General features: G+C 46.2%; 12 protein-coding genes. 6 read left to right on the top strand and 6 right to left on the bottom strand.

The window, feature by feature from the left end:
- Positions 1–41 precede the first annotated feature (41 nt).
- Both RE469_06055 and argS read left to right on the top strand, forming a co-directional pair.
- Positions 42–1,088: a hypothetical protein gene (locus RE469_06055; GenBank protein ID WMT43765.1), complete on the top strand. Its 1,047-nt coding sequence runs from the start codon at positions 42–44 to the stop codon at positions 1,086–1,088.
- Between the two features lie 62 nt (positions 1,089–1,150).
- Positions 1,151–2,809 (top strand): arginine--tRNA ligase, encoded by a 1,659-nt coding sequence (gene argS / locus RE469_06050; GenBank protein ID WMT43764.1) that lies wholly within the window; start codon positions 1,151–1,153, stop codon positions 2,807–2,809.
- Between the two features lie 13 nt (positions 2,810–2,822).
- Here the strand turns inward: argS and RE469_06045 are convergent, their stop codons facing one another.
- The 3 genes from RE469_06045 to RE469_06035 form a co-directional block, all read right to left on the bottom strand.
- Entirely contained in the window at positions 2,823–5,768 is a 2,946-nt protein-coding gene (locus RE469_06045; GenBank protein ID WMT43763.1) for a CARDB domain-containing protein, read from the bottom strand.
- Between the two features lie 70 nt (positions 5,769–5,838).
- A complete protein-coding gene (locus RE469_06040) occupies positions 5,839–6,861 on the bottom strand; it encodes an amidohydrolase family protein (GenBank protein ID WMT43762.1) in 1,023 nt (340 codons plus the stop codon).
- Positions 6,858–8,294, bottom strand: coding sequence for an RtcB family protein (locus RE469_06035; GenBank protein WMT43761.1), 1,437 nt, complete (start codon positions 8,292–8,294; stop codon positions 6,858–6,860). Before RE469_06035 ends, RE469_06040 begins: the two co-directional genes overlap by 4 nt.
- A 120-nt stretch (positions 8,295–8,414) precedes the next feature.
- On the opposite strand from RE469_06035, the gene RE469_06030 reads away from it, so the two are divergent.
- From RE469_06030 to RE469_06015, 4 genes are all read left to right on the top strand, one after another.
- Positions 8,415–8,639, top strand: coding sequence for a hypothetical protein (locus RE469_06030; protein ID WMT43760.1), 225 nt, complete (start codon positions 8,415–8,417; stop codon positions 8,637–8,639).
- 125 nt (positions 8,640–8,764) lie between these two features.
- Entirely contained in the window at positions 8,765–9,091 is a 327-nt protein-coding gene (locus RE469_06025; protein ID WMT43759.1) for a transcriptional regulator, read from the top strand.
- 35 nt (positions 9,092–9,126) lie between these two features.
- On the top strand, positions 9,127–9,669 hold the full coding sequence (locus tag RE469_06020) for a GNAT family N-acetyltransferase (GenBank protein WMT43758.1): 543 nt from the start codon (positions 9,127–9,129) through the stop codon (positions 9,667–9,669).
- 52 nt (positions 9,670–9,721) lie between these two features.
- Entirely contained in the window at positions 9,722–10,663 is a 942-nt protein-coding gene (locus RE469_06015; protein ID WMT43757.1) for a radical SAM protein, read from the top strand.
- A gap of 82 nt (positions 10,664–10,745) precedes the next feature.
- Here RE469_06015 and RE469_06010 read toward each other — a convergent pair whose 3' ends face one another.
- Genes RE469_06010 through RE469_06000 form a run of 3 tightly spaced genes read right to left on the bottom strand, consistent with a single transcriptional unit; the run spans position 10,746 to position 14,075 of the window.
- Positions 10,746–11,093, bottom strand: a complete 348-nt coding sequence (locus RE469_06010; protein WMT43756.1) for a hypothetical protein — start codon at positions 11,091–11,093, stop codon at positions 10,746–10,748.
- On the bottom strand, positions 11,059–12,501 hold the full coding sequence (locus RE469_06005; protein ID WMT43755.1) for an ABC transporter ATP-binding protein: 1,443 nt from the start codon (positions 12,499–12,501) through the stop codon (positions 11,059–11,061). Before RE469_06005 ends, RE469_06010 begins: the two co-directional genes overlap by 35 nt.
- A complete protein-coding gene (locus tag RE469_06000) occupies positions 12,498–14,075 on the bottom strand; it encodes an ABC transporter ATP-binding protein (protein WMT43754.1) in 1,578 nt (525 codons plus the stop codon). The genes RE469_06005 and RE469_06000 overlap by 4 nt, the downstream gene beginning before the upstream one ends.
- Position 14,076: the final 1 nt, after the last annotated feature.

The following is a 14,076-nucleotide window of genomic DNA, read 5'->3' as shown; positions in this document are numbered from 1 at the left end:
CTGAAAGAATAACATTGCCCATCAATGGGAGAGATGTTCCGGTGGTGCTTGGGAACGGCACCACAGATCACATCCTAGATACTGCCGGAAAGTACGACAGTGTTGTATTCATATCAGGAAGCTCCGCCATGGAAAAATTCTCCCATTATATTCCTGACCTGGATTCCATAAGGGGAGATCTGACCAAGATCACTCTCAACGAGGGGGATAACCTCAAAAATGTGCGCAATTACCAGAAGATAGTAAAGGTGCTCATAGACAGGAACGTTTCCAGCGATTCCCTTGTCATAGCTCTTGGCTGCGGCGAAGTCCTAGACCTTGCAGGATTTGTTGTATCAACCTACAGGGGAGGCATGGATTACATCCCCGTTCCCACAACACTGCTTGCACAGATAGGCAATTCTGTTTCCGGCCTTGCAGGCATCAATTTCTCAAATCACGAGGATGTCATATGCAGCAGGTCTACGCCATCAGAAATCATCGTTGATTCCCATTATGTAAGATCACAGACCAGTGACGAGATCAGGGACGGATTTGTGGAAATGGCCAGATACGGCGTGGTGGCAGATCACTCCATAATAAGCATGATAATGACTGCCGAGGATGTTCGTTCCTTCAGGGAATCCGAAGGCGTCTGCAAGATCATAGGAAAGGGGATGCGAATAAGGGCAGAGCAGATGTCCACTCAGGTGGGAAAGAGAAACATCGCCACGGAATTTGGGAAGACCATCGGATCAGTTCTTGGTGAAATACACAGGAACAAGGTTACCTACGGCCAGTACATGTCAACAGGGATGCTGATTGAATTCTTCCTTGCCGAGAGGTCCGGAATATCGGTGAAGAACCAGCGTGATACTCTAAATTCCGTTCTTGACAGATTTGGGATAAAGAGGTCTTCACTGAAGGATGCCGGCATTGAGACCATAGTCAAGAAACTTGGTGAAAGATTCCCGGGTGAACGCAGCACCATTGATCTCCTTGTGCCAGATGAACCGGGAAAGAGCCAGAGGATTGAGATAGGCAAGGATCGCCTCTTCTCCCTCCTGAGGTCATACACCGAGCTTTATGAATTCGTACCATCTCAGTAAATACGGCTTGCCTCACCGGGCACCATGATGAATATATTTACAAGTAATTCATATGGACGAACATGCTGCTTTTTGAAGATTACAGGAAGAAACTTACTGAAAGTATAAGGTCGCTCTATCCTGAAGTGAGGGACAACGACATTGCACCTGACCGAACGGGGCATGCAGACCTCGCTTTGAGAGCATTCTCGCTTCTCAGGAAGGGAGATATTAAGATTGAGGACGTTGCGTCAAGGATCACAGTTGCACTCTCAGGAGAGGATTACATTGCTGCCATAACATCATCCGGTGGCTACATAAATTTCACCCTGAATCCAACGAAGCTGATGGAAGCAATCTCCAGCGAAATATATGGCACAGATCGGTTTCCTGATGTCTTCCAGGATCCTGAACGTGTTTCTGTGGAACACACCAGCACCAACCCCACAGGGCCCATACACATCGGCAGAATCCGGAACTCCATAATCGGAGATTCACTGTTCAGGATCCTTTCAAGGTACGGGTACAGGGTAACCACACAGTATTTTGTCAACGACTCAGGAAGGCAGGTTGCGTCACTCTATGTTGGTTACAGGAAATTTGGCCAGAATGGAAACCTGACAACGGAGAATCTTCTGAAGGCATACCAGAGAATGCACAGGGAGGTGGAGGCAAATCCTGAGCTGGAGAAAGAAGTGGACGAAACCATAAGGCAGTATGAGGCTGGAAAACCCGAGGTTATGGACGGAATAAGGACAATCTGCTCAGTGATACTTGGCAGCATAAATGGCACCCTTGAAAGGCTGGGCATAAAGATAGACGATTACACCTGGGAATCCGATCTCATCAGGAACGGCGATGTGAACAGGGTGCTGGAAAGCCTTGAAGATGAACTTGAGGATGAGGGAGGCGCGAAATACGTATCAAGTGGAGGAAGGAAAATGTTCCTGACGAGAAATGACGGCACCTCTCTATACTTTTCCAGAGATATTGCCTACCACCAGTACAAGATGGATAATTTCGACTGGATCATCGATGTCCTTGGGGAAAACCACAAGGAGCACGCTGGTCATATCAAATACGTGATGAAGGACCTCCTTCACAGGGATGGTAAACTGGATTTCGTGTTTTACTCATACGTTTCACTTGAATCAGGCAAGATGACCACCCGGGGAGGGAACATTGTGACTGCAGATGAACTGCTGGACAGGGCCATTGAGGAATCACTGAATATCGTGAGGAACAAACGCGGTGAACTGCCGGAATCCGAACTCTCCGGGATAGCTCAGGCTGTTGCCACGTCTGCCATAAGGTTTCACATAGTCAAGCTGAATGCAAACAAGCAGATGGTCTTCAAATGGTCCGAAGCTCTTAGCCTGGAAGGGGATTCTGCACCGTTTATAATGTATTCATATGCCAGGGCGGCGAGCATCCTGCGCAAGGCTGGGAATGCAGATATCAGCCCAGAAGGGAGTTACGGTGACATGGAAGCGCCTCTGGTCAAGAAGATGTATGAATACGCCTATGTCCTCCATGACGCGGTATTGGGCCTTAAGCCTGAGACCATTGCCAATTACCTGCTTGAACTCACCAGAACCTTCAACGATTTTTATACAAATTGCCCCGTGCTTACTGCTGATTCATCAGATCGCGGAAGAAGACTTGCAATTGTCAGGAACTTCAAAAATATAGTAAAAGATGCTGCATTTCTGGTTGGTATAAATGTTCTTGAAGAGATGTGATCTCTTCTAAAAATTATTTCTTCTTCTCGTCCTTCTTTGCCGGCTGCTGTTTGGGCTGGGTGGCCGGCTGGGTTGTCTTTGTCTTTTTAGACCCTCCAGACGTGAGCCTGTAGTATGCGAATGATATGAATATGATCACAACGATAACGCCAACTATGATAAGTGGCGTTTTGTAAGCTGGCGGATTAACGCTGTGCGTGAATGTATAGGCGCTTGTGTTTGCAAAGAACGATGGCTCACTGCTGTTTGTCGCCTTGAATACGAAAGTTACACTGCCTGAAGCCGGTGAGGAGAAGTTGAAGTCAACAGATTTTGTTGTCCCTACTGGAAGGTTAGTGTATGAATGGCTGGTTACAAGCTTCCCATTTACGTACAGGCTTATTGTGTATGATCCTGCATTTACGGTTCCGTTGTTGCTCACATTCACGTGGGCAGTGACTGTTGATCCCTGGTCAGGTGTTGTTGAAAGATATGCACTCTGCACTATGATCATTGGGGTGGCAATTGTCATTATGAGTGCCCTGCTTGATGTTCCATTAACGCCAGACGGGTTTGTGGCATTGAGTGACATTGTGAAACCGCTGACTGTGTTGAACTGTATCTTCACGTAAGGTGAATCTGTCATATTCCCGCCAACAACTGCGTATGTGCTGCTGCCTGGAGCAACCTTGGTTCCGTTTGCATACTCAACACTCCAGTTGTAGCTCAGGCTTGTTTCCTTGTAGTAAGGGTCTGAAGAGGAATTAGCTGAGAAAGTCGTTACCTGCCCCGCAACTGGGTTGGTCTCGGACACACCGGTAGCGTTGTAAAGAGTCATTACAGGAGACGGGGCTGTGGTATCATTCACTGTTACTGACAGAGATATGTTTGTGTATGTTCCTGCAACACTTGTAACGTTAAGATAGCCGGTCACCGGTCCACCAAGGCTGTTAAGCTGTGTACTGGATGGGGTATTGAATGTCTGGGTTATGTTCTGTCCAAGTGTCTTGTAACCTGTATAACTGCCAATTGGAGCAAAATACCAGGTGAAGGTGAGCGGGACGCTGTAGCCGGTTTCGTTAAGGTAGGAGCCATATCCGCTGAACTGCACGCTCTTGGACTGCGGTACGTACATGCTGGCCTTTGAAATACCTTTAGCAGCGAAGTTAACCTTTCCTGAGGATGTCACATTCAGGCTTATTGATGGCACCTGTGAGGTTGTGATGGCTATGACACTGAAATTCGTGGTGTTGGATGCACCCGAACCGCTGGTGTAATTCAGCATTATCTTGTATATTCCGGATGTGTTGAACTGGTCCAGGCTTGCATTATAACTTGTATTCATGAGCTTTGTTCCATTGTACCATCTGAAAGTTGCGCTCTGGTAATCATGTTCTCCCGTCACAGGGTTGTAATAGGCCGATGAAACGTTATAGTAAACAGGAACCCCCGCCGGAACCACGAATATGGTATTGTTGAGTGAGCTGTTAACAATGTAGTTACTGGATACCATTCCATTCCAGTACAGTGAGATCTCAGAAGCCACCACTGTGGGCTTTACCGATGGGCTGAACTTCAGGTTAAGGTAACCGTTGGATGCCTGTGGCGTTATATTTATGGGGCTCTTGAATGAAGTCACAACGCTTGTTGGTGAAGCAAGCGCTACCGTTGGAAGATTGTAAGCAAACTGGTAACTGTACCTCAGGGACCCCATGGTATACTGTGTGCCAATTGCATACAGGTTAACCGTGAAGCCTGATGTCAGATCGGTTGCCTTGATGGTTGAGTTCATATACCTAACAGTAACGTTGAATGTAGTGGTGTTGGCAGGCAATGATGATACCGTAGCCTTTCCCACGCTTGTTCTGTAGTAGTTGTAGCCGTCAATGGTTATCGTGTAATTTGATACGCTTGGAGTTACGTTCTGAACATAGGACTGGAGTGAGGCAGTAGTTATTGCGTTTGAGTCAAAAATATGCTGCCAGTAGAGTGACCCTATTGAAGAGTTTCCGAAGAAAGGCAGGGCGGTTGCATTGGAAATAACGTACTTCAGTGAAAGGTTAAGGTATTGCGGATTTGTTCCCAGGGTGTAGTTGGAATAAACGTTTGATGATCCTGGAGTGAGATTCACGGTCAGTGGCTGACTGCTTGTTATTGGAAGAGGGTATTGAGCTCCAGCATAGCCCGGAGCATCCACAACCATATAATTATATTTGTAAGCACCTGTGTTATTTGTAAGATTTGACAGTGCAAAATAACCGTTGCTGAATGCAATGTTCTGATAGGTCTTTGCAGTGGAGTTTATCAGGATTACATTGAATGAACTTATGCTGTTTCCAGTTGTGGCATTGTAGACAAATCCTGATGCCTGCAGGTGCCTATTGAATGCCAGTGTAACACCAGATTTAGCATATACCTGCGGGAACGTGAAAACCGTTCCACCGTATGTTGCGTCAACAACAAAATTTCCTGGGTTCGGTACCATGGCTGTTGCATTTTTGCTTGTTGTGTTTGTCTGGAACACAAAGCCCTGTGGAGTGACAAACTTAACAGTGGCGCTTGTTCCGGACACTATTCCTGGGAAATTGAAAGTCTCCTGTGAAGTCAGGTACGCCTGATCAACCAGCTTTATGCTTGTTGTGCCTGTTGTCACATTGACAAGCTGCCTGGTACCGTTTGCAATGACATAATTGCTTCCGGCAAGTACCGCTTTCGGGGACACTATGAAATAGTACTGTCCAAGAGGAAGTGTTGCCTTGCTAGCAGTGCCGGATAGCGTCGTTACAGGGACGCCTGACAGCGTGGTCACATTTATTGACTGTGAGCCGGCACCCAGGAATTCAGTGCCATGATAGTATCCTTCCTGATACGATACCGTACCTGTCTGGAATCCAGTAGCTGAGCTATTCCCTATGAGAGCAAGCGCGCTCCCCACCATCATCAATGTAACGATTGCTGCTATAATTGCTGTCTTCTGCAACAGTATCTTCCTCGCGTGAAATGGCTAAGGGAACTGAGTCTTATAAATATTATCGTGCATGGGAAAACCGTCAGACAAATATGGTTTCATGCCTGAAATAACTGCCCTTTGTAACGATCTCATATGGAGAAAGCTCAACCTCCGGGAAAAAAATGTATGCTCTTGCAGGGTGAATGCCATGGCTTACCAGGAACTCGTATGGAACTTCAGTTGACATTCTGATTATTTCCTCCGGACTTATAATTCCAATCCCCCTCTGGTAAGTATAGAGGAAACACGTCTCCCTGAACATGTCCGGCGCGGCCACCATTCCATTGTCGGTCCCAAGCATCAGCCGCACACCATGACTGAGGAATCTTGCATAATTGGGCCTCTTGCCATAGAATATGTTCGATCTGGGCGTAATCACCACGGGAATATTTGCACTGGCTATGCTATCCAGTTCCTCATCCGAACACGCGATTGAGTGCACTATGAAATCAGGTGAAAGCCTCATGAGGGCATCAATGTTCTCCGGCAGATTTTCACTGAAATGTATCCCGAACAGCTTCCCTTTCTCCCTGCTCAACTGCTTCATTGACATCAGCTGGAAAAAGTCATCATCGTTCAGTGCACTGGGCGCAAAACCCTGGCATCGGTCAATAATCTTCCCCAAATCTGATCCTGTTGAATCAGGCCTGCCAAGAGGAACAGGCATCACATCATGTTTTGCTGCGCGTTCAAGCAGCTGAAGGCCATGAATGTCAGATTCCCTGAAATCAATGAATGCAGAAGTACCGGTATCCTGCATTATTTTCATTGATCTTTCCATTCCTTCAATGATGACTTCATCTGTGGCGGATGAAAGCATCCTGTACTTGAAGCCTCCGGGACCAACAATCCCGGGTATATCTCCGGGCGGGACCTCGGTTATGAATGAATCCCCTATGTGTGTATGTGCATTTATGAAGGATGGTATAATTGTTCCCACCTTGCCTGTATTTCTCTGCCCACCCTCCGTGAATTTTATTCCGTCCCTGATTTCAAGAGTGCCCTGCCTCATGGCTCCATCAATAAAGATATTGCCCGATATTTCACCAACGAATTTTCTCATCCTTTCACAACTCCAAGTGGCGTCATCCTTGCAAGAGTTCTTGTGAGACCGGCCCCCTCAACGGAATATATCACATCATCTATGTTCTTGTAACTTCCAGGAGCCTCCTCAGATACAACCTGTCTGCTCTGAGCCTTCAGATATATACCCCTCTTTTCAAGCTTTGAAATGACATCTGAACTGTTGAACTCCTTCAGGGATTTTGTCCTGCTGAGAAGTCTCCCGGCTCCATGGCAGCTTGAGCTGAATGAAATGTTTTCATTTCCAGCTGTTCCCACCAGGAGGTATGATGCACTTCCCATGTCTCCAGGAACCAGCACCGGATGCCCTGTTTTCCGGAATATCCCTGTGAGGTTGCTGTTGCCCGGGCCAAAGGCCCGTGTGGCACCTTTCCTGTGCACAAGCAGTTTCCGTTCCTCTCCATCCACCATGTGCCTTTCTATCTTCGCAATATTGTGCGCAAGGCTGTAAACCAATTTCAGTTCCGAATCCGGCAAAAACTTCCGGAACGCCTCCCTGACTCTTGAGATTATGACCTGCCGGTTCACGAAACCGAAATTTGCAGCTGCCCCCATTGAGGCAATGTAACGGTCTGCCAGAGAAGTTCCGATCCTTGCCGAATTTAGCTGCCTGTCCACCGGATGCCTTAGAATGTCCGGGGATGACCCATTAAGTTCGCCAATGAAATCCGTTGCAACCTGATGACCGAGCCCACGGGAACCTGTATGGATCATCACTGTGACCTGATCTTTCTCCCTTATTCCAAACTTCGAGCTTCCATCTGGATCAATTATCCTGTCAACCCTCTGGATCTCAAGAAAATGGTTTCCCGCACCAAGGGTGCCAATCTGCTTGATACCCCTTGCCCTTGCTTCTCTGCTCACAGAGTTGGAACTGGCACCATCTATGGATCCACCATCCTCAGTGTGTGCAATATCATCTTCTGTTGCAACTCCGTGATCCCTGGCCCACTTCAGGCCACCGGCGAGGATTTCCTCCAGATCTCTGTCAGTATATCTGGCCGTTGAGCTGCCGATCCCTGAGGGCACATTCCGGAATATCTCGTCTGTTATCTGGTGTATCTTTGGAATTACAGTGTCTGCTGAGAGATTGGTCTGCAGAAGCGAGACACCACAGTTAATGTCGTAACCCACTCCACCTGGGGAAACTATTCCCTCCCGCCAGTCGAAGGCAGCAACACCCCCAATGGGAAAACCGTATCCCCAGTGGATATCAGGCATAGCGTATGAAGCTCTCACGATACCTGGCAGCATTGCTACATTCACAACCTGGGACAGGGATTGATCTGACCTAAGTGTCTGCATCATCTTTTCCGATGCGAAAACAACTCCGGGAACGTTCATCCTCTCATCCGTACTGGCAGGAATTTCATATGTGAATGGTCTGATCTCTTTCAGCTGGATTTCTGGCATTGACACATAATCCCATCTCTGGATTTACTATTTTGCAGTTTTGTGTTTGTGAGCTGTCGGAATCATGCAGAATTGGTCCATCACATCAATATTAATATTCTCGACAACATCTCTACCTGATTGGTCAAGATCATAGAAATTGATGGCATGGACAGCAGGCTCCAGTTCGATGTCAGGCTCCAGATAGCACTGAGGCGCAATGCAATGGGCATAATGGCCCATTCCCCTGATCCCGCAAGATTCAGAGAATACATAAAGGAGAGGGACCTGAGAATAAGAAAACTGTTGAATACTGAAGATGAAGATATACGAATTGTTTACAGTGGAAAAGAAATCTATCCATGATGTTAACCTCAGTATCCTGGACAGATTGAAGCCTTAATGGAAACTGGTTCATGTATCAAACATGGGTTCATTGAAATTGACAGCGCTGATTCATAACTATTTATTATGATTAGACATACAGTGTCATGGATTCATCCACGACCCTTTTCGGGGAAATCAAGAATGATCTGGAAACGGTGAAACGACACATTGCTATTGTGCAGACTCTTATGAATGAGCAACCCGTCGGTATTATCAAGATATCGCATGAGACAGGAATACCGGAGCACAAGATCAGATATTCATTGAGAGTGCTTGAGAAGGAGGGGCTCATACTACCGTCAAGGGAGGGGGCAATTCTCACACCCGAGTTCCTGGAAAGCAAGGACAAGATTATAGCTGAAGCCCAGGCCCTGTCCGAGGAGATGCAGGAAATCTTTCATAACCTGAAGACTTCGCTGCTTAAGAAGTAACAGCAAAAGATTATTTGGCTGTTCCATTTCTGTTAATGGGAAAGTCCATGCTCTGGAAGGAAAAGGCTGAGACTCAGAGAGCCGGATCGGGCTATGTTATCAGGAAAGCTGATCCCAAGGATGCCAGAGGAGTCATTAACTGCATGCAGAGCGTCATGGACGAGAGGATATATCTTGTCAGTGAATACTATCTGCTCACCGAGAGGGGAGAGCAGGAGAGGATAAGGAGTCCTGATGACCTTACCCTTGTCTGCGAGAAGGGCACTGAAATTGTTGGAGTGCTCACAATACAGAGAGGAATGTACAGGAAGAACAGGCACACTGCAAACCTCGGAATTGCAATAAAAGCCGGCCACAGGAGATCGGGCCTTGGCACAAGGCTCATAAACCAGGGCATTGAATGGTGCAGGGAAAATGGAATAAGGAAGCTCAACCTGGAGGTCTTTTCAAGCAACAAGAACGCAATTTCCCTTTATGAAAAACTTGGATTCCAGCACGAGGGGACACGCAAGGAGCAGTTCATTATTGACGGCGAATATGTTGACGATGTCCTGATGACGTACTGGGTGGAAAATTAGCTGTTGAACCTAGCAAAAGTAATAAATCCCCATTCTGATTAGAGTTTTCATTATGAAGACGATGATATGGAACATTGACTACTTCTGCAACCTCCGCTGCAAAAGCTGCAATGCCTGGCAGGGCCAGATTTTCTTTCCTGAGGACCTGATTGACAAGCATATCGAGGAGATGAAGAAGAACAAGATCAAGATTGTATCACTCACCGGAGGGGAGCCGACCCTCAATAAGTCAATACTGAGCATAATCCAGAAGCTCAAGGAAAACAAGTTCATAACCCATATCGCCAGCAACGGTACCAATCCGTATGTTCTGAGGAAGCTTTACCCCTATCTGGACGGTATAACAATATCCCTTGACTCCAACATACCTGAAGAACACAACGAATACAGGGGGCTGAAGATCTTTGATACAGTCACCAAGGTCATCAAGGAGGCAAAGGGCCAGGTAAAGATCCTCACTGCCAATGCACTTGTGACCAATTTCAACTATTTCAAGGTCAAGGACATGGTGGAATACGCCAACAATGAGCTTGGAGTACCCCTGTCAATGTGCTTCCCTGATCAGGAATCATATTACTTCCAGGATTTCCACGTCTCCAACGAGATGATTCGTGAGGCTTTCTCATATGCATATGAGAACTATGATCAGCATGTGTTTGGCAACACCAGGTCCTACTACAAGGAGGCTGTGGACTACGTTGACAAGAAGCCTGTATCTGCCTGCAAGGCAGGACAGACCACGTATTACACCGATTACAAGGGGAAGGTACACCCGTGTTTCACTCATATGGAAACAGTGCTGAACAAGAAACCACAGTGGGAAGTCTTTGACAATGACTGCAATGACTGTTTCACGCAGTGCTTCAGGGAACCCTCAATACCGAGTCCATTCGAGGATGCCAAGCTGGTATCAAAGATATGGTGGTTCAACCACGTGAAAACAAGGAAAACAGTTCTTCCATTTACACAGAAAGCCCCTGCTGCACCATCCTGAATCAGACATTTCTGATATTTCCCTATCTCCCTCATTGAGTCAGGGAATATAGTTCCCAGAGTTTCACTGCTATCCCGGCATATCATTCATCATTCAATGGTTTCCTTGGCCATATTTTTCTGAAAAGAATTGCCTGATAGTAAATACATACACTTTCCACAAACAATATCATAATCACCGTATAGTACTCAAGCAGATTACTGCCATGGTACACAGCGGAAATCAGGGTCAGATCATTCTGGAAACCTGGAATGAAGTAAAAAAACTGTGCTATGATTATTGCATCTATAAAAAGCATCAGGACGATATAAGAGACTCTGAAGAAATCATCAAAAATATAACGAAGCAGCTGAGACCTGGTGAGATCCTTAGAGGAGACGTCCTTGTACTCCTGCTTATCTTTGTAATATACTCTGGGTTGCTCCCTCATCAGCCTCCTCCAGGGCACCGGGTTCGTCATACAGAAGGCACGATACAAAATGGTCTGGCTTTATCTCCTTCAACCTGGGTATAGAAGGTTCTATCATTGTGATTACAACCGAACTCTGATCGCTTCCAAGTTCTACACTGTTGATGGCCTTGAAACGGATGCCGTTCTTCAGATTGCTTTCCTTGTCAATAAGATCCTTAATGCTTTCCAGATGCGAGGGATTCAGGGCAGTAGTGAAGAACACCGTGATTTTTCGATTATCTTCATCAAGTTCGATATTATCAATGGGTGGAAAGTTCAGTACTTCAGGGTTCCGGTACTGGTCGAACATTCTCCTCATTGATTCGCCCATGTCCCTTGGCGTCCAGCCGCACGTCTTCATCGCCGAAGGACACCGTGTATGAAAATAGCATCCCGCAGGTGGATTGGCAGGACTTGGGATATCTCCTTCCAGGATTGTACGTTCCCTTTTAAGTGTTGGATCTGGCAATGGAATTGCAGATAAAAGCGCCTTTGTGTAAGGGTGCAGCATTTCCGAGAACAGTTCCTCAGTATCTGCAATCTCAACTATCTGACCAAGGTACATCACTGCCACTTTGTCTGACATCATCCTTATGACATGAAGATGGTGCGAAATGAATATGTAAGAAAGACCTCTCTTCTGCTGTATATCCCTAAGGATATTGAGAATCTGAGCCTGTACAGAAACGTCAAGGGCCGAAGTAGGTTCATCAAGAACGAGCATTATGGGTTCAATACTTATTGCCCTGAGTATCCCTATCCTCTGCCTCTGTCCACCGCTGAACTCGTGGGGGAAACGATAAAGGTGATCCTCACTTAAACCAATTTCCTCGATCAGCGCCTTTTCCTTTTCGAGTATCTCCTCGTCAGAGTATTTGGTGAGCAATTTCATGGGTTCAGCTATTACATCCTTGATCAACTTTCTGGGATCAAGCGAACTGAAAGGGTCCTGAAACACAGGCTGCATCTTTTTCCTGTAATCCTTGAGTTCCCTCTGGCTCTTCTTTGTTAAAGAATAGCGAGAGCGATACTTGTCAACCTTCTGTTTCAGTTCTGTATATTCTTCCTGTTCAGAAGGGCTCCTGTTCTTTTTAAGATGAAGATCGTGGAACTTTTGCTCGGTTCGGATTACGTCCTCCATGATTTCCTGAGGAAGATCAAAGTAAACGTCGCCATCTGTGGGCTTTGTAAGATGGAGTATTGTCCTGCCCAGAGTTGTTTTTCCGCATCCTGTTTCACCAACAACTCCAAGGGTTTCTCCGCTTTTCAGACTGAATGTGACGTCGTCGACTGCCTTGACCGTTCCTGTTTTCTTGAGCCCGTTGTTGATGTCAAAGTATTTCTTGAGATGTGATACGTACAATAAAGTGCCATTTCCGTCGCTCATGCATTCTCCTCCACTTCACTTGAATAAAGGAAGCAAGCTACCTTATGGCCGGCCTCTAATTCCACTAGCTTTGGTTTTTTCTCTTTGCAGACATCCATTGCAAATTTGCATCTTGGATGGAACCTGCAGCCGGAAGGTGGTGTAATCAGATTCGGTACGCTTCCTGGTATGGTGCTCAGCTTCATGTTTCGCCTTTCCTTTCCGAATTCCCTCGGGATAGATGAAAGAAGGCCTGTTGTATAAGGATGCTTTGGATTGAAGAATATATCATTCACTGAAGCTTCTTCTACGAGGTTGCCGCCGTACATCACACCAACACGATCGCACATCTCAGCTATTACTGCAAGATCGTGGGTGATGAACAGAATGGATGATCCTGTGACATTTTTCAAATCTTTTATAAGATCAAGTATCTGCGCTTGAGTTGTTACATCAAGAGCAGTTGTGGGCTCATCCGCAATAAGCATTTTTGGGTTTGTGGCCAGAGACATGGCTATCATTGCTCTCTGTTGCATACCTCCGCTCAGTTCGTGCGGGAATGAGTCCAGTGTCCTTTCCGGCTCCGGGATATTGACCATTTCAAGCATTTCAATTGCTCTGTTTCTGGCAGCCAATTGAAATGGCCTTTCATATTTTCTTTTGAGAAATCGCCTCAGGAACTTGTAACTGAAGAATTCAGATCCCACCGACTTCTTAAGGTCCTGGATCTTAGCCTGCACGGTGTCGACTTTCTCCCTATTGTTCTCAGATTCTGCCTGTAGAAGATCCCGGTTAAGCTTGAACAGATCTTCCTCGTATTTGTAATAATCTCTCGCCTGACCTATTGCTACAAGATCCACTTTCTGGTTGCTTTCATTGATCAGGGAGAGTATCTCCTTAGAAATCACGGTAGTATCATTGTTGGAGAGAACTGCTTCATAGATCCTCTCATCAAGTTCAGCTACCCCGTAGTTCCTGCACCAGACCCTGACAGCCCCCCTTTTCTTGTAAGGATCGGAAATAGTTGAGGATGATTCCAGAAATTTCTTTATGTCTTCTTCCGAGATCTGAGACCTCCTGAGTATTGCGTTTGCAATTTCAATTCTTGAGTGAAGCAGAACCGCCTCTTCAATCTGACTTCCTACGCTGAGAACCGGATTAAGTGAAAGCGACGGTTCCTGAAATATCATAGATACGGTTTTCCCTCTTATCTGCGATAGAATGAAATTATGTCGTTTAATCAATCGCTTATTCCTTTTAATTTTGACGTTTGTCTCACTTTTTATGGTGACTTTCGAGAGTTTGCGAAGATCAGATAATATGTTAAAGCCATCAATGAATACACTACCCGCCATTATTTTCCCTGGTGGGTCAGGTATGAGATCCATTATGGAACTTGCAGTAACACTCTTCCCACAACCGCTTTCGCCTACGAGCCCGAATATTTCTCCTCTCCGGATCCCAAGTGTGACACCATCCAGGGCCTTTACGATGCCCTTGGACGTGAAAAATTGTGTTTTGAGATTCCTCACTTCAACGAAATAATCCTTAGTGTTCGGCTCATTCTTTAATGCTTTTTCCTGCACGGACTCCATC

Origin of the sequence: Cuniculiplasma divulgatum (genome assembly GCA_031200235.1) — an archaeon.
Taxonomy (GTDB): Archaea; Thermoplasmatota; Thermoplasmata; order Thermoplasmatales; family Thermoplasmataceae; genus UBA509.
The sequence above is the reverse complement of the archived record's forward strand: the minus strand, read 5'-3'. Positions and strand labels throughout refer to the sequence as shown.